The organism is Pseudomonas migulae, from assembly GCF_043225285.1.
Lineage (GTDB): Bacteria > Pseudomonadota > Gammaproteobacteria > Pseudomonadales > Pseudomonadaceae > Aquipseudomonas > Aquipseudomonas migulae_C.
In genome coordinates, this window is the sequence record NZ_CP171224.1 from 720,151 (window position 1) to 739,690 (window position 19,540).

Annotated in this window: 14 protein-coding genes and 1 pseudogene; 5 read left to right on the top strand and 10 right to left on the bottom strand. The window is 61.2% G+C overall.

Annotated features, from left to right (window positions below; all coding sequences use genetic code 11):
• Positions 1-146 precede the first annotated feature (146 nt).
• The 3 genes from ACF6ZU_RS03450 to ACF6ZU_RS03460 all read right to left on the bottom strand — a co-directional run bounded on the left by ACF6ZU_RS03450 (position 147) and on the right by ACF6ZU_RS03460 (position 3,377).
• A complete protein-coding gene (locus ACF6ZU_RS03450; RefSeq protein WP_392890530.1) occupies positions 147-1,589 on the bottom strand; it encodes a mechanosensitive ion channel domain-containing protein in 1,443 nt (480 codons plus the stop codon).
• A gap of 168 nt (positions 1,590-1,757) precedes the next feature.
• Entirely contained in the window at positions 1,758-2,384 is a 627-nt protein-coding gene (gene ycaC, locus ACF6ZU_RS03455; RefSeq protein ID WP_008032356.1) for an isochorismate family cysteine hydrolase YcaC, read from the bottom strand.
• Positions 2,385-2,510: 126 nt separating this feature from the next.
• Positions 2,511-3,377: a pirin family protein gene (locus ACF6ZU_RS03460; protein ID WP_392890531.1), complete on the bottom strand. Its 867-nt coding sequence runs from the start codon at positions 3,375-3,377 to the stop codon at positions 2,511-2,513.
• A gap of 104 nt (positions 3,378-3,481) precedes the next feature.
• Here ACF6ZU_RS03460 and ACF6ZU_RS03465 point away from each other — a divergent pair, with 104 nt between their 5' ends.
• On the top strand, positions 3,482-4,390 hold the full coding sequence (locus tag ACF6ZU_RS03465; protein ID WP_392890532.1) for a LysR substrate-binding domain-containing protein: 909 nt from the start codon (positions 3,482-3,484) through the stop codon (positions 4,388-4,390).
• A gap of 9 nt (positions 4,391-4,399) precedes the next feature.
• Here the strand turns inward: ACF6ZU_RS03465 and ACF6ZU_RS03470 are convergent.
• Positions 4,400-4,499, bottom strand: a pseudogene (locus tag ACF6ZU_RS03470) (outer membrane lipoprotein carrier protein LolA); the annotation flags it as partial.
• A gap of 95 nt (positions 4,500-4,594) precedes the next feature.
• On the opposite strand from ACF6ZU_RS03470, the gene ACF6ZU_RS03475 reads away from it, so the two are divergent.
• Together ACF6ZU_RS03475 and dkgB are read left to right on the top strand one after the other, a co-directional pair.
• The gene (locus ACF6ZU_RS03475; RefSeq protein ID WP_392890533.1) at positions 4,595-5,134 is read left to right on the top strand and encodes a PaaI family thioesterase; all 540 of its coding nucleotides are present in this window, start codon (positions 4,595-4,597) and stop codon (positions 5,132-5,134) included.
• A 248-nt stretch (positions 5,135-5,382) separates the two neighbouring features.
• Positions 5,383-6,186, top strand: a complete 804-nt coding sequence (dkgB, locus tag ACF6ZU_RS03480; protein WP_392890534.1) for a 2,5-didehydrogluconate reductase DkgB — start codon at positions 5,383-5,385, stop codon at positions 6,184-6,186.
• Positions 6,187-6,189: 3 nt separating this feature from the next.
• Here the strand turns inward: dkgB and ACF6ZU_RS03485 are convergent, their stop codons facing one another.
• From ACF6ZU_RS03485 to ACF6ZU_RS03510, 6 genes are all read right to left on the bottom strand, one after another.
• The gene (locus ACF6ZU_RS03485; protein ID WP_392890535.1) at positions 6,190-9,426 is read right to left on the bottom strand and encodes a transporter substrate-binding domain-containing protein; all 3,237 of its coding nucleotides are present in this window, start codon (positions 9,424-9,426) and stop codon (positions 6,190-6,192) included.
• Position 9,427: 1 nt separating this feature from the next.
• Complete coding sequence (locus tag ACF6ZU_RS03490; protein ID WP_392890536.1) at positions 9,428-10,057, bottom strand: response regulator; 630 nt, start codon at positions 10,055-10,057, stop codon at positions 9,428-9,430.
• Positions 10,058-10,167: 110 nt separating this feature from the next.
• The gene (locus ACF6ZU_RS03495) at positions 10,168-10,581 is read right to left on the bottom strand and encodes a response regulator (protein WP_392890537.1); all 414 of its coding nucleotides are present in this window, start codon (positions 10,579-10,581) and stop codon (positions 10,168-10,170) included.
• A gap of 121 nt (positions 10,582-10,702) precedes the next feature.
• A complete protein-coding gene (gene mgtA / locus ACF6ZU_RS03500) occupies positions 10,703-13,405 on the bottom strand; it encodes a magnesium-translocating P-type ATPase (RefSeq protein ID WP_392890538.1) in 2,703 nt (900 codons plus the stop codon).
• Between the two features lie 520 nt (positions 13,406-13,925).
• Positions 13,926-15,263: a lysine N(6)-hydroxylase/L-ornithine N(5)-oxygenase family protein gene (locus ACF6ZU_RS03505; RefSeq protein ID WP_392890539.1), complete on the bottom strand. Its 1,338-nt coding sequence runs from the start codon at positions 15,261-15,263 to the stop codon at positions 13,926-13,928.
• Between the two features lie 133 nt (positions 15,264-15,396).
• Positions 15,397-15,876 (bottom strand): sigma-70 family RNA polymerase sigma factor, encoded by a 480-nt coding sequence (locus tag ACF6ZU_RS03510; RefSeq protein ID WP_392890540.1) that lies wholly within the window; start codon positions 15,874-15,876, stop codon positions 15,397-15,399.
• Positions 15,877-16,392: 516 nt separating this feature from the next.
• On the opposite strand from ACF6ZU_RS03510, the gene ACF6ZU_RS03515 reads away from it, so the two are divergent.
• Positions 16,393-17,565, top strand: coding sequence for an efflux RND transporter periplasmic adaptor subunit (locus tag ACF6ZU_RS03515; protein ID WP_392890541.1), 1,173 nt, complete (start codon positions 16,393-16,395; stop codon positions 17,563-17,565).
• Complete coding sequence (locus ACF6ZU_RS03520) at positions 17,566-19,539, top strand: MacB family efflux pump subunit (protein WP_392890542.1); 1,974 nt, start codon at positions 17,566-17,568, stop codon at positions 19,537-19,539.
• Position 19,540 lies beyond the last annotated feature (1 nt).

A 19,540-nucleotide genomic window follows, 5' to 3' on the forward strand; every position in this document is an offset into this window, starting at 1 on the left:
ATTTCGGTGAGCCGGCGGCCGCCATCGCGAGCAGGCTCGCTCCCACATTCGACCGTATTTCTATTTGAAAACGCGGTCGAATGTGGGAGTGAGCCGGCTCCGGGCGGCGTTCCGACGATCCGCGCAGCGGCCATTCACCACAAACCTCAAGCCCGGCTACGCAACCACTGCAAAAACCCCTTCTTCTCCATCACCTTCGGCGTTTCCTGGGTCAACGTCTGCGCCTTGTGCAAACGGAAATCCAGCACCGCCTTCATCGCTTCGCCGATGTCATGCCGCGCCTCCAGGCATGGCTTGAGGTAATCCTTCTCGATGCGGTAAAGGCTGCAAGCCGTCTTGGCGCTGAAGTCCGCCGGCAATGCCGTGTCCGAGAGGATCCCGCCCTCGCCGATCACCTCGCCCGGGCCCATGCGCCCTGATTCGAACTTGATCCCGGCGCGGCTCAGCGCCACCGACACCACGCCAGACTCGATGATGAACAAATGGTCGCTGACCTCCCCGGCCGGCAGGATCATTTCCCCCGGGCGAAAGGTTTGCAGGGTCATGTGCTGGCTGAAGGTTTCCTTCTCTTCCTGACGCAGGGTCGAGAAGATCGCCGAGCTTTCCAGCAACGCCCGTGGCCGTGACAGACCGGCCGGCGCATTGGATTCGACGCTGGACAACAGGCTGACGCCCGAGGCCTGCAAATGCCGGAACGCCAGGTCGAACAGCAGATTGCGCACCATGCGTTTCTGGTCCATCGACACCACGAAGCCGCTGATTTCGTACTCCACGCCGGTAGCGCTGGACGCTTTCAATGCGACGCACGGCGCCGGTTTGGCCAGCAGGTAACGGCAACCTTCCATGGCCCGTTCCAGTGCATCGATCACGGTTTGCGGACGCGCGTGCGGGCTGAGTTGCAGGCTGATGGAAACGCCGAAAATATCGCTTGGCCGACTGAAGTTGACGATCTTGGCCTTCGCCGCCAGAGAGTTGGGGATCACCGCCATGCTGCCCTGGGAGGTTTGCAGGCGCGTCGCGCGCCAGTCGATGTCGATGACCCGGCCTTCGGTGCCGTCGATGGAGATCCAGTCATCCAGTTGATAGGGTTTGGTGGTGTTGAGCACGATCCCGGAAAACACGTCGCTGAGAGTACTTTGCAACGCCAGGCCGACGATGATCGCCAACGCACCGGAGGTCGCCAGCACGCCTTTCACCGGGAGGTCGAGCACGTAGGCCAGCGCCGCGATGATCGCGATCAGGAAAATCACCGCGCCGAGCAGATCCTGAAGCAGGCGCCCGGTGTGCCCGACCCGTTGCATCATCACCGCGCCAATCAACACGGTCAGGGTCCGCGCACCGAACAGCCACCAACCGATCTGCAAACCGGTCGCCGCCAGGTGCAACGGCACGTTGTCGGCCCAGGGCGCGGGCTCCAGCGGGTTCAAGCCCTCGTTGAACAGCAGAAGGCTGAACAGCGAAAAAATCAGCAGCCGCACCACCAGTTTCCAGTTGCTGCGGTTGACACTGATCAGGCGCCACAGCCCGAGATCGATGAGGATCAGGAGCAGTGCGCAGATCAGCGGGTGGTCGGTGAGCAGTGACAGCATCAAGCAACTCCAGCCATGTACGGATCTGTAGGAGCGAGCTTGCTCGCGATGGTGGGTCAGTCGACACCAATGTAACTGATACACCAACGTTGTAGGAGCCGGCTTGCCGGCGATGGCGGTTTCAAGATCGCCATCGCCGGCAAGCCGGCTCCTACAGAGAGCGGGATGTTATTTGCTGTTGGTCAACGTGTTGTAGCTGGTCATCAGGTTGCGGTAGTCCGGGATGTGGTTGGAGAACAGCGTCGCCAGCCCTTCCACGTCGTTGCGCCAGTCGCGGTGCAGCTCACAGGCCAAGCCGAACCAGGTCATCAGTTGCGCGCCGGAGGACGACATGCGGTCCCAGGCCGATTGACGGGTCAGTTCGTTGAACGTGCCGGAAGCGTCGGTCACCACGAACACGTCAAAACCTTCCGCCAGGGCCGACAGCGCCGGGAATGCCACGCAGACCTCGGTGACCACGCCAGCGATGATCAGTTGTTTCTTGCCGGTGGCCTTGATCGCCTTGACGAAATCCTCGTTGTCCCAGGCGTTGATCTGGCCAGGACGGGCAATGTACGGCGCATCCGGGAACAGCGCTTTCAGCTCGGGCACCAGCGGGCCGTTGGGGCCGGTTTCGAAACTGGTGGTGAGGATGGTCGGCAACTTGAAGTACTTGGCCAGGTCGGCCAGGGCCAGCACGTTGTTCTTGAAACGATCCGGCTCGATGTCCCGCACCAGAGAAAGCAGGCCTGCCTGGTGATCGACCAACAGAACGGCGGCGTTATCCTTGTCGAGACGTTTGTAAGAAGTAGTCATGGGGTCATCCTCGCTTTTAATCGATGCCGAACAATTCGGCTTATGGGTATTTTGATTGATCATTCAGACGCGGCCAGACAAGCGTAGTCAGTCAAGCCTGGCGCGGTGCAACCATCTATCCGTGTTTCAACCGCTCATCCGTCCAAACCGGCCCGATTGAAAATCGGCAAAGGCCTGATGGATTTCCTGCTCGCTGTTCATCACGAACGGGCCGTGGCCGACGATGGGTTCGTCGATCGGCTCGCCGCTGAGCAGCAACACCACGGCGTCGTTGTTGGCTTCCAGGCTGAGCTGATGCCCGTTGCGTTCGAACAACGCCAATTGCCCTTCGCGCACCGTTTCCAGGCCGTTGACCTGAACCGTGCCGCGCAGCACCACCAGTGCGGTGTTGCGCCCTTCATGCAGGTCGAGGGTCAGCGACTTGCCGCCGTTGAGGCGCAAGTCCCAGACATCGACCGGGGTAAACGTCCGCGCCGGGCCGGTGTGACCGTCAAATTCGCCAGCGATCAGGCGCAGGCTGCCGGCCTTGTCCTTGAGCGGGATGCTCGGGATGTCGCCGTCGAGAATCGTCTGGTAACCGGCGTCGGCCATTTTGTCCTTGGCCGGCAGGTTGACCCACAACTGGACCATTTCCAGGGTGCCGCCCCGTTGGGCAAAACCTTCGGAGTGGAACTCCTCGTGGATGATCCCCGAGGCAGCGGTCATCCACTGCACATCGCCAGGGCCGATCTTGCCGCCGCTGCCGGTGGAGTCCCGGTGTTCCAGTTCGCCTTTGTAGACGATGGTCACGGTTTCGAAACCGCGGTGCGGGTGCTGGCCGACGCCACGACGTTCGGTGGTCGGAGTGAATTCGGCGGGACCGGCGTGATCCAGCAGCAGGAACGGGCTGATGTGTTTGCCCAGGTTGTCGTAGGAAAACAGCGTGCGAACCGGAAAACCGTCGCCGACCCAATGGGTCCGTGGACTGGTGTAGATGCCGATGATGTTTTTCATGCTGCCTCCAAATCTGTGGTGTGACGCGATGGAGAAAGCTTAAAACCAGCGCCTTTGCTGCGCTAGACTGCAAAAATCAGCCTTAGCGTTCTATATGGAGAACGATGGTGGAAGACCTCAACACCCTCTACTACTTCACCCAGGTGGTGGAACACGGTGGTTTCGCCCCCGCCGGGCGGGCACTGGACATGCCCAAATCGAAGCTCAGCCGGCGCATCGCCGAACTGGAAGAACGCCTTGGCGTGCGCTTGCTGCACCGCACCAGCCGGCACTGCTCACTGACCGAGATCGGCCAGGCCTATTACCAGCGCTGCGTGGCCATGCGCGTGGAAGCGGAAAGCGCCGCCGAACTGATCGAGCGCAACCGCTCCGAACCGCAAGGTCTGGTACGCATCAGTTGCCCGACCGCGCTGCTCAATACATGGGTGGGGCCGATGCTGACCCGCTACATGCTCAAGTACCCGCTGGTGGAGTTGTTCATCGAGAGCACCAACCGTCGCGTCGACCTGATCCACGAAGGCTTCGACATAGCCCTGCGCGTGCGTTTTCCGCCGCTGGAAAACACCGACATGGTGATGAAAGTGCTGGGCAACAGCACCCAATGCCTGGTGGGCAGCCCGGCGTTCGCCGAACGCTTGTCGACCCCCGCCTCCCCGGCCGACCTCAGCGGTTTGCCGAGCGTGCACTGGGGCGCGGCGCAACGTGAATACCAATGGGAACTGCTCGGTGCAAACGGCGCCAGCGCACTGATCCGCCACGCGCCGCGGATGGTCACCGATGACCTGCTGGCCTTGCGTCACGCGGTGCTCGCCGGCATCGGCGTGGCGCATTTGCCGACGGTGGTGGTGCGCGACGACATCGCCGCCGGACGGCTGCTGGAACTGGTGCCGGGCTGGGCGCCCAAGTGCGGGATCGTCCATGCGATCTTCCCGTCGCGCCGTGGCCTGCTGCCGTCGGTGCGGACGTTGATCGATTTTCTCGGCGAAGAATTCAGCCACAGCGACATCGCCTAGGCCCACCCCTGTGGGAGCGAGCCTGCTCGCGAAAAACCTGAGGGCACCGCGGGGTGTCAGGCCTCCAGCGTTATCGTTGACCACCAATCGCGAGCAGGCTCGCTCCCACAGGTTGCGTGAAGCAGGGCTGGCGGAGTTTTTATTTCGGACATAATATCGGAGCAGATTACAACCATAATATCCGCCCCGTCCGAGGACATGATCATGCAAAGCCCCACCCGCGAAGCCACCCTCGCCCAATGGATTGCCCAGGAAGCCGCCATGCGCGCTCGCCTGGCCGGGCCCGGCAGCCTGTCGATGGCCGAAGTCAGCGCGCTGTCACCCACCGAGTTCTTCGACGGCATCGGCAACGGTGAACTGCCCTCGCCGCCCATTGGCACCCTGATGGATTTCATCCCGATCGAATGGTCGGCCGGGCTGTTCATCTTCCAGGGCACGCCGGACGCGCGGCATTACAACCCGCTGGGCAGCGTGCACGGTGGCTATGCCGCGACCTTGCTGGATTCCTGCATGGGGTGTGCGATTCATACGCAGCTGAAAAAGGGTCAGGGCTATACAACCCTGGATTTGCGCATCAGCTATGTCCGCGCGCTGACCGGCGCCAGCGGACCGGTGCGGGCCGAGGGCAAGATTGTCCATCTGGGACGCTCGACGGCGCTGGCCGAGGGACGGATTTATGATGTGGATGGGCGGCTGTATGCGACGGGGTCGACGACTTGCATGATTCTTGAGGCCCGTGGGTAAGCTTCATGACCGAGTCGCGGCCTTCGCGAGCAGGCTCGCTCCCACAGTGATTTCATGAACGCCGAAAATCAAATGTGGGAGCGAGACCGGCTTGCCGGCGAAGAAGCCGGAGCAGACGCCTAAGGTTCACAAGGCCGCCCACTATTCATGACTTGCGGTAAACATTGCTTTGCCCTACCAGCGGTTTTTCTCAAGGATGGGCACGGGGATACTCGTGCCCATTCCCACTGCAACCCCTGGAGTCATTGATGTCTATTCCCGCATTCGGTCTCGGTACTTTCCGCCTGCAAGGCCAGGTGGTCATCGATTCGGTGAGCACCGGCCTGGAACTGGGTTACCGGGTGATCGATACCGCCCAGATCTATGAGAACGAAGCCGAGGTCGGCGCGGCCATCGCCGCCAGCGGCATTGCCCGTGAAGAACTGTTCATCACCAGCAAGATCTGGGTGGCCAACTTCGCCAAAGACCGTTTGATCGACAGCCTCAAAGAGAGCCTGCAAAAACTGCAAACCGACTACCTCGACCTGACGCTGATCCACTGGCCATCGCCGGAAGACCAGGTGCCGGTCGAAGAATTCATGGGCGCCCTCCTCGAAGCCAAACGCCTGGGCCTGACCCGCCAGATCGGCGTTTCCAATTTCACCGTCGACCTGATGAAGCAAGCCATTGCCGCCATCGGGGCCGAGCACATCGCTACCAACCAGATCGAATTGCACCCGTACCTGCAGAACCGCAAGGTCGTCGAGTTTGCCCAGAGCCAAGGTATCCAGATCACCTCCTACATGACCCTGGCCTATGGCGAAGTGCTGAAAGACCCGGTCATCCAGCAGATCGCCGATCGCCTGCAAGCCACCCCGGCGCAAGTCACCCTGGCCTGGGCGATGCAACTGGGTTACGCGGTGATTCCTTCGTCGACCAAGCGTGCCAACCTGCAAAGCAACCTCAAGGCCTGCGCCTTGACCCTGAGCGAGGCCGACATGGCGCTGATCGCCGGCCTTGATCGCGGCCAGCGCCTGACCAGCCCCAAAGGTATCGCGCCGCACTGGGATTGATCGTCAGTCCTGCGCCAGGCGCTGGTCCAGGCGTGACATGGCCTGCTGCAATTGCTCGACGGCGACGTCGATCTGCGCAGCATGGCCATCGCTGCAGGCACGCTCCAGTGCCTCGCAGCATTCGATAAGACCGCCCGCCCGAACCATCAACGCCCCGCCCTTGATACGGTGAGCGAGCTTGCGAAGAACCAATTGATCACCGCCCGCATGCGCCTCGAGCAACTCATCGCGATCCGTGCGATTAGTCATGACCACGTCACGCAGCAATTGCGCGATCAGCTCATGGTCGTCGCCGACGTATTGCTGCAGGCCGCTCAAGTCGATCCCGGAGTCATCCTGTACTGCGATCACCGGCAACGTTTCACCCGCAAACCGAAACGCCAGCCAGGCACTCAGGTCCGCCAGGCGGATCGGTTTGAACAGGCAATCGTCCATACCCGCCTCCAGGCAACGGGCCTTCTCCTCGGGTTGCGCATTGGCGGTAAACCCGAGGATCAGCGTTGGCGGCAATCCATGCGCTCGCTCCTCATCACGTATCGCACCGGCCAGTTCGTAGCCATCGAGCACGGGCATATTGCAGTCGGTGATGAGCACATCGAATTCGAACTCGCCCCACATTTCGAACCCTTGCCGGCCGTCCTCCGCGACCATGACAAAGTGGCCCAGATACCCCAGTTGCCTGGACATCAACAGCCGATTGGCCGGGTAATCGTCGACCACCAGGATCCTCAGCGGACGGGTCTGCACCGGCGCTTCGCTGCCGGGCAACTCGTTGTTGGCCAGCGGTTGCAACAGCGGCAGGTCAAGGCTGACATCGATCCGCGTGCCCTGCCCCAGGGCGCTGTCGAGCTGTAACCGCCCTCCCATCATTTCGCACAAGGTACGGCTGATCACCAGCCCCAACCCGGAACCCTGCCGGCCGGCCTGTTGGGCGTTGCCGGCCTGAACGAACGGACTGAACAAGCGCTGCTGATCGAACGCACTGATGCCGATGCCAGTGTCGGCAATGCGCAGGCTGACCGTCAGGTGCCCCGGCACTGTGGATTCGACCCGCAGCTTCAGGCTCACTTCGCCTTCGCGGGTGAACTTGATCGCGTTGCTCAGCAGATTGGACAGCACCTGCTTGAAGCGGGTGGGGTCGATCAGCACATCGCAGTCGCTCTGCTCATCCAGATCGACTCGCCACTCCAGGCTCTTTTGCCGCGCCAGGCCTTCGAACACCCGGCCCACCGAGGCCACCAGCGCCTGCAGATTGGCCCGCTCCGGTGTCAGGGACAAATGCCCGGACTCGATGCGGGCGATGTCCAGGATGTCGCCGATCAACGCCAATAACTGTTGCCCGGCATTCGATGCCACTTCGATCGCGGCACGGTCGGTGACGCCTTCATCCGCGCGCTTCAGCGCCAGTTCCAGCATGCCAAGCAGCGCATTCATCGGCGTACGGATTTCATGACTCATGGTCGCCAGAAATGTGGTTTTGGCCCGATTGGCATCGTCCGCGGCATTCTTGGCGTCCTGCAATTGGCTGAGCAATTGCTGGCGCAAGCTGATCTGCCGGCGTTGCCAGGCGATCCACGCCAGCGCCAGCAACAGCAAGGCGCTGGCACCGGCGATGCCCTGCAGGATCGCCTCCCGGTGACTCAGCCAGAAGCTCCGTTCCACCATCAGGTCATTGCGCCAATAGCCGGTCATCTCATCGATTTCTTCCGGGGCGATACTGAGCAACGCCTTGTCCAGAATCGAGTGCAGCTCAACGGCGTCGCGACCGGTTGCCAGGGTACTGCGCGCCGGGTCGGTGCCAACCGTGCTGGTGACTTGCAGACGGTCGCGGTATTGCCGGGAAATCATGATCCGGGCACCGATCAACGAGTTGATGGCACCGTCAGTCTCGCCCTGGGCGACCATTTCCATCCCGTCCGCTGTCAACGGTGCAGTGATCAGCTTCACCCGCGGATAGTGCTGGCGAATGAACTCGCCCGCACTGTTGCCCTGGGTGATGGCCAGCGTTTTATCGGCCATTTCATCCAGTGTTTTCGGGCTGTCGGGCGCGATGCGAGTCACCAGCACATTCGGGCTGGTCAGGAATGGCCGGGTGAAACGCAACTCCGTTTCGCGCTCGATGCTGGGGCTGATCCCGGCGACCATGTCGACGTGGCCGCTGCGGATCCACTCAACCAGTTCAGCCACTGAACGGGTTGGCTGAATGTCGAATTTCAAGCCCGTGCGCAAACTGATTTTCGCCAGCACATCGATGCTGATGCCACGGTACTTGCCCTCACTGTCGAGAAAGGAAATCGGCATGAGGTTCTGGTTGATCGCCACGCGCACCCGAGGATGATCGTCGAGCCAGCGCTGCTCCGCGACACTCAGGTGCAACGCCTGAGAACCCGCAATGGACGCCCCGCTGCCGCCCCATCGCCGCAGGATGTTCATGCGTTCATTGGTCGGGATCGCCGCCAGCGCGCGGTTGACGATACGCTGCAGCTGGAGGTTGTCGAGGTTCATCGCAAACGCGAAACGCCCTGGCTCTATCCGGGAAAAATCCGCCAGTTGAACGTTGTTGAGGTAGTTCTTGCTGATCAGGTAATTGACGCTGGTGGCATCCCCCAGATAAGCGTCCGACTGACCAAACGCAACGGCACCCACCGCCCCCAGTGTCGAAGGGTAGAGCTGGACATTCGCCTTGGGATAAAAAGCCTGCACTTGTTGCTCGGGCAGATAGTGGTACAGCATCGCCAGGCGTTTGCCGGCCAGCTCAGCGTCCAGGGGTTGGGCCGCATCGGTGCGGGTCACCAGGACGGGTTGATCGTCGGCATAGGTGCTAGACATCCGCAACTGCGGATCCTGCGTTTCATAACGATTGGCGGTGCCCAACAGGTCGGCCGTCCCATCCTTGATCGCTCGCACTGCCGCGTCCCGAGAGGCATAGCGCTGAACGTCGATTTCTACGTGCAGCAACTGCTTGAGCAACCCGGCATAGTCAGCCGTCAACCCTTCATAGCTTTTGCCGGTGATGGTGATGTCGAAGGGGGGATAGTCGGGCGCCGAGACGGCCAGCACCAAGCGGCCCTTTTGCCGCAGTACGCGTGAATCCGCATCCGACAGTTTGACGTCGTAACCGTCGACGCTGGAGCGTCCGAGCAGGGTCAGTGATTGCGGTTCGGCGCAGACGCTGGAAATCCAGACACCGCTAATCAGCAATAAGTGGGTGAGGTAACGCGATCGTCGGAAGATCTGCATGTCAGATCAGATGGTTGCGCTTGCAGAAATCACGCAGATGCACCTTGGATTGAAGATTGAGTTTTTCTGTCAATCGCGTCTTGTAGGTGCTGATCGTCTTGTGGCTCAGGTGCATGATTATTGCAATTTCCTTGTTACTCAAGCCATTGGCCAGGTACAGGCAGATGGTCAGCTCGCGATTGGAAAGCTTGTCAATCATCTCCTTTTCGGTACGTTGCAACGAATCCAGGGCAACGGTGGGCAGGCTTTGGAAATAGGTGTATCCCACCGACACGGCACGCAAGGCTTTGAGCACATCTTCCATACCGCTGGATTTGGAGACAAATGCCCCGGCACCGGCACGCATGCAGCGCTCCTGATAGAAGGTACGCGCCAGTGACGTAAACACCACGACCTGGCATTGCATCCCGTTGTCACGAATACGTTGCAGCACATCCAGCCCATCCATTTCAGGCATGACCAGATCCAGCACCACCACATCAGGTCGATGCTCACGAATCATCGAAATGACCTCGTTGCCTTTTGACGCTTCGAAAACTCGTTGAAAACCTTCCTGTTTAACCAGAATTCTCAGTGCACTGCGAACCACTGGATGGTCGTCTGCTATCAGCAATGTCTTTGCTGACTTCATGGCAACTCCCTGTGCAAATACACGACGATGGGGCCAGAAATGCCCTTGGGCCAGACCCGGGTTAAACGCACAAGCTGCGCAAAGACTGTTGCATGGAAATCCACGCCAGACTACCTGACAGAAATGACAGTACCGACGAACGGTAGCCGCGGATCAACGACCGCCATCAACCGCTGAATGCAAGGCAAGTCGGGCAGCGCAGTATTGGTTGTATGAATTTTCTGCCGTCCGCGGGTCGCCATCGATGGCAACGGTGCGGGCTCTGCGCCATAGATCAACGCCTGTCTGACCTGCGGGTTGTCCAGGAAGAAACCAGGCAGGTCCAACGCCTCGCCCGCCAGCGAGGCATTGATGACCACCAGATCGAAGGGCACGCTCGCGTACTCGACCAGCTTCAGTAATTCAGCCAGGTCCTGCACCGGTGCCACGCGGTAATAATCAAGTTGATTGAACAGCCGCTCGATTCTCATCCGCTGAAAGTGCTGCTCGTCGGCAATCAGGATACGTAACGCTTTATTTGACAACCGGGGCCCCCAGGAGGGTTTCAGATTCGTGAGGTCGCAAGGCTACGGAAGACCCGCAGGGCTTTCTGTAGGACTATTCCTAAATGCAACACCCCGGTTACGCGTCGGGTTCGTAGGAGCTTCACTGCCAGCCAAACCGGCGGATATAAAAGCCTTTCACTGCCTGGGTCAGCGCCATATACGCCAGCAGGATCACCGGCAGGAACACGAAATACAGCGATGGCAGCGCCTGCAACTTGAAGTAATGCGCCAGGGGACCCATCGGCAGGAAAATGCCCACGGCCATGATGACCCCGGTCATCACCATCAGCGGCAAGGCTGCGCGGCTTTGCAGGAACGGGATCTTCGGGGTGCGGATCATGTGCACGATCAGCGTCTGGGTCAGCAGCCCGACCACGAACCAGCCGGACTGGAACAGGGTTTGATGGTCCGGGGTATTGGCGTCGAACACGTACCACATCAGCGCAAACGTGGTGATGTCGAAGATCGAGCTGATCGGGCCGAAGAACAGCATGAAACGCCCGACGTCCGCCGGTTGCCAGCGCTGCGGCTGCTTGAGCATTTCTTCATCGACGTTATCGAACGGAATGGCGATCTGCGAAATGTCGTAGAGCAGGTTTTGCACCAACAGGTGCATCGGCAGCATCGGCAGGAACGGGATGAACGCGCTCGCCACCAGCACCGAGAACACATTGCCGAAGTTCGAGCTCGCGGTCATCTTGATGTACTTGAGCATGTTGGCGAAGGTCCGCCGCCCTTCCAGCACGCCCTCCTCCAGCACCATCAGGCTTTTTTCCAGCAGGATGATGTCCGCCGCTTCCTTGGCGATGTCCACCGCGCTGTCCACCGAAATACCGATGTCGGCAGTGCGCAGCGCCGGCGCGTCGTTGATGCCATCGCCCATGAAGCCGACGACATGGCCGTTGCCTTTAAGCAGACGGACAATGCGCTCCTTGTGCGACGGTGTGAGCCTGGCGAAGACGTTGGTGGTCTCCACGGCCACCGCCAGTTCGGCGTCGGTCATGCGCTCGATGTCGTTGCCCATCAGCAGGCCTTGCTGCTCCAGGCCGACTTCGCGGCAGATCTTCGCGGTCACCAGTTCGTTGTCGCCGGTCAGCACTTTCACCGCCACGCCGTGCGCGGCCAATGCCTTCAAGGCCGGCGCGGTGCTTTCCTTCGGCGGATCGAGAAACGCCACGTAGCCGATCAGCGTCAGGGCCTGTTCATCCGCCAGGCTGTAGGTGTCGCGCCCCTCGATCATCGGCCGTGCGGCGACCGCCACTACGCGCAGGCCTTCGGCATTGAACGCGGCGGTGACCTGACGAATCCGCGCCAGCAGGTCGTCGGTCAGCCCTTCATCGACCACGCCGTGCCGCACCCGGGTGCACACCGCCAGCACTTCTTCCACGGCGCCCTTGCAGATCAACAGGTGCGAATGATCACGCTCGGCGACCACCACCGACATGCGCCGACGGGTGAAGTCGAACGGGATCTCGTCGACCTTGCGAAACGCCGTGCCGACCTTCAGTTCACGGTGGACCTCGACGTGTTCGAGCACCGCCACGTCCAGCAGGTTTTTCAGGCCGGTCTGGTAGTAGCTGTTGAGGTAGGCCATTTCCAGCACGTCATCGGAATCGTTGCCCCAGACATCGACGTTGCGCGCGAGGAAGATTTTGTCCTGGGTCAGGGTGCCGGTCTTGTCCGTGCACAGCACGTCCATGGCGCCGAAGTTCTGGATCGCGTCAAGGCGTTTGACGATGACTTTTTTGCGCGACAGGAACACCGCGCCTTTGGCCAGGGTCGAGGTGACGATCATCGGCAACATTTCCGGGGTCAGGCCCACGGCAATCGACAGCGCGAACAGCAACGCTTCGGTCCAGTCACCCTTGGTGAAACCGTTGATGAACAGCACCAGCGGCGCCATGACGAACATGAAGCGGATCAGCAGCCAGCTGACTTTGTTGACCCCGGTCTGAAACGAGGTCGGCGCGCGATCGGTGGCGCCGACCCGTTGGGCCAGCGCCCCGAAATAGGTGTTGTTGCCGGTGGTGAGGATCACCGCGATCGCCGTGCCGGACACCACGTTGGTGCCCATGAACAGGATGTTGTCGAGGTCCAGCGGGTTGCTCGTGTCACTGTCCTGCTGACGGCGGAATTTTTCCACCGGCATCGATTCGCCGGTCATCGCGGCCTGGCTGACAAACAGGTCCTTGGCGTTGAGCACCCGGCAGTCGGCAGGAATCATGTCGCCGGCCGAGAGCACGATCAGGTCGCCCGGCACCAGCCATTTGATCGGCACTTCGGTGCGCAGGGCATCGCGTCGCATTACCGTGGCGGTGTTGCTGACCATCGCCTTGAGCGCGTCGGCAGCCTGGTTGGATTTGCTTTCCTGCCAGAAGCGCAGCAGGGTCGAGAGCACCACCATCGAGAAAATCACGATGGCGGCTTTCATGTCCTCGGTCAGCCAGGAAATGAAGGCGAGCAGCGTCAGCAGCAGGTTGAACGGATTCTTGTAGCAGTGCCACAGGTGAACCCACCACGGCAGCGGTTGTTCGTGCTCGACTTCGTTGAGGCCGAATTGCCCGCGCAGCACATCGGCCTCGGCCTCGCTCAGGCCGTCGGTGTGGCTGTTGAGGTGGTCCAGCAGTTGGCCGGTGTCGCTGTTGGCGGCGCTCACCAGGGTTTGCGCCAGGGTCGGCGGCACTTCGCGGCTGACCGTGGTGTCGGTGAAGGTTTCCAGCAGCGCCAGGCGACGGAAGTGTCGGGCGATGTGGCGGGTGCGCAGGAATCCGGCGAAGAATTCTTTGAGCAGGGTCAGGTTCATGGCAGTTCCCCCAGGGTCAGCCGGGAGACCGTCAAGCAGGCATGCAGGAGCGTCGCGAAGTCGACAGAAAGTCGAAATCACGCAGGGTTCAGCGTCGATGAGAGGACGTCGTGACACGGACCAGGACTGGCCGCGATCGGGATGCCGCTGCTCGCTGTTCGGCGAGACGACGGCACAAAAAAGTGGCGCGTTATCTTGCCGGGAAGTTGCCGGTTATCGAAACCGGCCGACTACTGTCACTCGAACAAGTGCCCACTGTGGGTCTCCGCTATTGATGAAAACGCACGAAGCTTACGCCCCGGTTTTTGGAGAGTAAACGAAGGATTGGCGTGTTGCGGGGGAATCTGGGGGTTCTTCAGGGAGGGTTCAGGATTGAATATTTTTGGTGCCTTTCATGACGCCATCGCGAGCAGGCTCGCTCCCACATTTGATCTTTGTCTTACACAAAATTTGTGTTCACTGAAGATCCACTGTGGGAGCGAGCCTGCTCGCGATGGCGTCATGAAAGGCACCGAAAATATTAACTGGCAGTCGCCAGCAGCAAATCCACCACCGACCGGCTATGCCCACGGTGCTTGCCATGCTCATACAACGACCCGGCAATCTCATCCGCACGAATCGGCAGGATCGACAACAGCGTGTCGCTCAAACCGTGGCTCGCCTGGCAGAAGCCCTGCATGTAAATGCCGGCCTTGCAGCGCTCGTCGGTGATCAGCTTGTAGTTGCGGTCCACCTCGAACTCGCCCAGGTACTGCTCCAGCGGTGCCAACAGCTTGCGGTGCATCTGGCGCTCGTAACCGGTGGCCAGCACCACGGCGTCGTAATGACGCACCGTGACTTCACCGGTGGCGTTGTTGCGCACCGCCAGTTCGATGCCGCGCTCGGTGGCGGTGGCCTTTTCGATAGTGGTCAATGTGCGGAAGGCATGGCGGGCGATGCCCGAGACTTTCTGGCGATAGAAGATCCCGTAGATGCGCTCGATCAGGTCGATGTCCACCACCGAATAATTGGTGTTGTGGTACTCGTTGACCAGACGCTCGCGCTCGCTGCTGGCCTGCTGGAACACCAGGTCGGTGAACTCCGGCGAGAACACTTCGTTGACGAACGGGCTGTCGTCCGCCGGCTTCAGCGCCGAACCGCGCAGGATCATGTCCACCTGCACCGACGGGAAGCTGTCGTTCAGGTCGATGAAGGCCTCCGCCGCGCTCTGCCCGCCACCGATGATCGCGATGCTCATCGGCTGGTTGTTCACGCACGGCTGTTTGGCCATCTGCGCCAGGTACTGCGAATGGTGGAACACGCGGCCGTCATCCTTCAGCGCCTTGAACGCTTCAGGAATGCGCGGCGTACCGCCGGCGCTCACCACCACCGAACGGGCGGTGCGCACGTGTTGCTGGCCTTGGGTATCACGGGAGATTACGCGCAGCGCTTCGACCTGCTGGTTGTGCAACACCGGCTCGATGGTCAGCACTTCTTCGCCGTAACGGCTCTGCTCGGCGAATTGCCCGGCGACCCAGCACAGGTAGTCGTTGTACTCCATGCGGCACGGGTAAAAGGTGCCGAGGTTGATGAAGTCCACCAGACGACCGTGGTGCTTGAGGTAGTTGACGAAGGAATACGGGCTGGTCGGATTGCGCAGGGTCACCAGGTCCTTGAGGAAGGAAATCTGCAACTCGCTCTGGGTCACCAGGGTGTTGCCGTGCCAGCGGTAGTCCGCCTGCTTGTCGAGAAACAGTACATCCAGTTCGCCCTGGCTCGGCCCGCGCTCTTGCAAAGCGATGGCCAGCGCCAGGTTCGAAGGGCCGAAACCGACGCCGATCAGGTCGTGAACGAGGGGCGATGCAATTGCCTGTGTCATTTCCAGTGTCCTCTGGATGAACCCCCGAGCAACGGGGAGTAAGCCGAAGTGACCTGGCCAGCAGGTCGTCTGTTGATAGGGAACGAGGACAATGAAATAAAATTTAATACTTGTTTCTAGGAGACCCTGAAGATCAGTGGGCATCCCATTGGCGCATGCGCACCCGGCAATGCTTCATCGCATTGACGATGTGCTTCTCGACCAGGGCCCGTGAAATCCCCAGGCGTTCGGCGATTTCCGGGTGCGACAGGCCGTCGATCTTGCGCAGCAGGAAGCTCTCGCGGCACAGCCGGGGCAGCTCCGCCAACGCGCGCTGGAGCATTTCCAGGCGCTGGCCGTGGTCGAGGCAATTGTGCGGGGACGGGGTGAAATAGCGTTCTTCGTTGTCGAGCACCTCCAGCGATTCGACCTGACGCAAGGCATTGCGCCGATGGTCGTCGATCACCAGATTGAGTGCGGTGCGGTAAAGGAAAGCCCGGGGCTGCTCGATCGGCGTGTCGCTGGAACGTTCCAGAACCCGCACATAAGCGTCATGCACCACATCTTCGGCCACCTGACGGTTGCCCAGCTTGGCGTTGAGGAAACACACCAGCTCGCGATAGTAGTTTTCCAACCATGACTCCCGGCCGCAGGGCTGCGGTTTCTGTCCTTGAGCCACCGCGACGACCGCCGAAATAGGCAGTGGCACGATAGTGGCAGTTCGAGGTGCGTAATTTATAGTAATTCTCATATAGATTTAAAGTATTGCTTCAGCTTGCCCGACAAATAGTCTTCGAACTGTTTAATACTCCCGGCTTGCAACCGGCTATTTTATCCACTCGATCCCCCCTGTAGGAGCCGGCTTGCTGGCGATGGTCGTTAACGATAACGCGTTCTGCCTGAATCAACGCGGCGCACTTTCGTCCATCGCCAGCAAGCCGGCTCCTACAAAGTTTTGTGTTGTGAACACCATCCCCGCCGCTCCCACAGGGTGATTGTGTCGGCTTGTTTCGGCGCCTAAATTCCCCGCCCCTTTTCTCGTATTAAGGACAGCTCCCCGTCTCTGTCGGCCCACCGACAGCGCTCAACTGTTGCCCGTTTTCGCGTGCACACTGAGCGACGGGCCGATTTCCATTGGCCGGAACCCTGCATGAAACGTCCCCGACACACCCGACGCGCCCTGCTTGTAGCACTGTGTCTGATCCCCGTTATCGCCGTGGCCGCCTGGCAGGTCATTCCGCCCGGGCGCGACAAATTCACCACCGTACAAGTCAGTCGGGGTGACATCGAAAGCAGTGTCACGGCGTTGGGCACCCTGCAACCTCGACGCTATGTCGACGTCGGTGCGCAGGCATCCGGGCAGATCCAGAAAATCCACGTCGAGGTCGGTGACGTGATCAAGGAAGGCCAGTTGCTGGTGGAAATCGACCCCTCGACCCAACAGGCCAAACTCGACGCCGGGCGTTTCTCCATCGAAAACCTCAAGGCGCAACTCGAAGAGCAACGGGCACAGCACGCGCTGGCTCGGCAGAAATTCGAGCGTCAACAGCATCTCAAGGCCGGTGGCGCCACCCGCGAAGAAGACGTGCAGACTGCCCAGGCTGAGCTGCGCGCCACCCAGGCGCGCATCGACATGTTCCAGGCACAGATTCGCCAGGCCCAGGCCAGCCTGCGCAGCGATCAGGCGGAACTCGGTTACACGCGAATTTACGCACCGATGTCCGGCACCGTGGTCGCACTCGATGCCCGGGTCGGCCAGACCCTGAACGCGCAACAGCAGACACCGTTGATTCTGCGTATCGCCAAGCTGTCGCCGATGACCGTCTGGGCCGAGGTGTCGGAAGCGGACATCGGCCATGTCAAACCCGGCATGACCGCGTGGTTCACCACACTCAGCGGCGGCAAGCGTCGCTGGAGCAGCACCGTGCGGCAGATTCTGCCGGTGCCGCCCAAGCCGCTGGACCAGACCAGCCAGGGCGGCGGCAGCCCGACCAGTTCGAGCAAAAGCGGCAGCGCCCGCGTGGTGCTGTACACCGTGTTGCTCGACGTCGACAACGCCGACAACGCGCTGATGGCGGAAATGACCACACAAGTGTTCTTCGTATCCGACCAGGCGAAAGACGTGCTCACCGCGCCCGTCGCCGCGTTGCAGGGCGGCACGCAGCCAGATCGGCAAAGCGCACAGGTCGTCGCCAAAAACGGTCGTATCGAACAGCGCGACGTGCGCACCGGCATCAGCGATCGCCTGCGGGTGCAGATCCTCGACGGCCTGCAGGAAGGCGATCACCTGCTGATCGGCCCTGCCGACGGGAGTGGCGGCTGAATGCAGACGCCCCTGATCGACCTGCAGGACATCCGCAAAGCCTACGGCGGTGGCGATTCCCCTGAAGTTCACGTATTGCACGGCATCGACCTGTCGATCCATGCCGGCGAGTTCGTGGCGATCGTCGGCGCCTCCGGCTCCGGTAAATCGACGCTGATGAACATCCTCGGCTGCCTCGACCGCCCGACGTCCGGCGAATACCGCTTTGCCGGGGAAAACGTCGCCGGGCTCGACGGTGACGAACTGGCCTGGCTGCGTCGCGAAGCCTTTGGCTTCGTGTTCCAGGGTTATCACCTGATCCCGTCCGGGTCGGCCCAGGAAAACGTCGAGATGCCGGCGATCTACGCCGGCTTGCCCGCCGCCGAACGCCACGCCCGCGCCGCCGCCCTGCTCGATCGCCTCGGCCTGGCCTCACGCACCGGCAACCGCCCGCATCAGCTTTCCGGCGGCCAGCAACAACGGGTGTCCATCGCCCGCGCCTTGATGAACGGTGGCCACATCATCCTCGCCGACGAACCCACCGGCGCCCTCGACAGCCACAGCGGCGCCGAGGTCATGACGCTGCTAGACGAACTGGCGAGCCAGGGTCACGTGGTGATCCTCATCACCCACGACCGCGAAGTCGCGGCGCGGGCCAAGCGCATCATCGAAATCCGCGACGGGCTGATCATCAGCGACAGCGCCCACGACAACCCCGAGGCGCAAACCTCGGCCAATCCCCACGCGCTGCAAGCGGTGGATCTGCGCAAGCGCCTGAGCGAAGGTGCCGAAGCCACCGGTGCCTGGAAAGGCGAACTGGTGGACGCCATACACGCCGCCTGGCGAGTGATGTGGATCAACAAATTCCGCACTGCGTTGACCCTGCTCGGGATCATCATCGGCGTCGCTTCGGTGGTGGTGATGCTGGCCGTCGGCGAAGGCAGCAAGCGCCAGGTGATGGCGCAGATGGGCGCATTCGGCTCGAACATCATTTACCTCAGTGGCTCGGCACCGAACCCGCGAACGCCGCTGGGCATCATCACCCTCGATGACGTCGCGGCAGTCGGCAGCCTGCCGCAGGTGACGCGCATCATGCCGGTCAACGGCCAGGAAGCCGGGGTGCGCTTCGGCAATCTCGATCACTTGAGCTACGTCGGCGGCAACGACACCAATTTCCCGGCAATCTTCAATTGGCCGGTGGTGGAAGGCAGTTACTTCACCCAGGACGATGAACGCAACGCGGCGGCCGTCGCGGTGATCGGGCACAAGGTGCGGACCAAATTGCTCAAGGACGTGGCCAACCCCATCGGCCAGTACATCCTGATCGAAAACGTGCCCTTCCAGGTGGTCGGCGTGCTCGCGGAAAAAGGTGCCAGCTCCGGTGACAGCGACAGCGACGACCGCATCGCCATCCCCTATTCCGCCGCGAGTGTGCGTCTGTTCGGCACCCACAACCCCGAATACGTGGCCATCGCGGCGGCCGACGCACGCAAGGTCAAGGAGACGGAAATCGCTATCGAGCAGTTGATGTTGCGCCTGCACGACGGCAAGAAGGATTTCGAGCTGACCAACAACGCGGCCATGATCCAGGCCGAGGCCCGCACGCAAAACACCCTGTCGCTGATGCTCGGTTCGATCGCCGCGATTTCGCTGCTGGTGGGCGGCATCGGCGTGATGAACATCATGCTCATGACCGTGCGCGAACGCACTCGCGAGATCGGCATTCGCATGGCCACCGGCGCCCGGCAGCGCGACATCCTGCGCCAGTTCCTCACCGAAGCGGTGATGCTCTCGGTGGTCGGCGGTCTCGCCGGCATTGCCCTGGCACTGATCGTCGGCGGCGTGCTAATCCTCAGCGAAGTCGCGGTCGCGTTTTCCTTGATAGCGGTACTCGGTGCCTTTGGCTGTGCCCTGGTCACCGGTGTTGTCTTCGGCTTCATGCCGGCCCGCAAAGCTGCCCGGCTCGACCCGGTCACGGCCCTTACCAGTGAATGAT

Coding starts and splice junctions, on each gene's coding strand:
- ACF6ZU_RS03475 (WP_392890533.1), top strand. CDS start 4,595: ATGCAAAGCCCCACCCGCGAAGCCACCCTCGCCCAATGGATTGCCCAG.
- mgtA (WP_392890538.1), bottom strand. CDS start 13,405: ATGAACCTGACCCTGCTCAAAGAATTCTTCGCCGGATTCCTGCGCACC.
- ACF6ZU_RS03520 (WP_392890542.1), top strand. CDS start 17,566: ATGCAGACGCCCCTGATCGACCTGCAGGACATCCGCAAAGCCTACGGC.
- ACF6ZU_RS03515 (WP_392890541.1), top strand. CDS start 16,393: ATGAAACGTCCCCGACACACCCGACGCGCCCTGCTTGTAGCACTGTGT.
- ACF6ZU_RS03450 (WP_392890530.1), bottom strand. CDS start 1,589: ATGCTGTCACTGCTCACCGACCACCCGCTGATCTGCGCACTGCTCCTG.
- ACF6ZU_RS03485 (WP_392890535.1), bottom strand. CDS start 9,426: ATGCAGATCTTCCGACGATCGCGTTACCTCACCCACTTATTGCTGATT.
- ycaC (WP_008032356.1), bottom strand. CDS start 2,384: ATGACTACTTCTTACAAACGTCTCGACAAGGATAACGCCGCCGTTCTG.
- dkgB (WP_392890534.1), top strand. CDS start 5,383: ATGTCTATTCCCGCATTCGGTCTCGGTACTTTCCGCCTGCAAGGCCAG.
- ACF6ZU_RS03465 (WP_392890532.1), top strand. CDS start 3,482: ATGGTGGAAGACCTCAACACCCTCTACTACTTCACCCAGGTGGTGGAA.
- ACF6ZU_RS03490 (WP_392890536.1), bottom strand. CDS start 10,057: ATGAAGTCAGCAAAGACATTGCTGATAGCAGACGACCATCCAGTGGTT.
- ACF6ZU_RS03505 (WP_392890539.1), bottom strand. CDS start 15,263: ATGACACAGGCAATTGCATCGCCCCTCGTTCACGACCTGATCGGCGTC.
- ACF6ZU_RS03460 (WP_392890531.1), bottom strand. CDS start 3,377: ATGAAAAACATCATCGGCATCTACACCAGTCCACGGACCCATTGGGTC.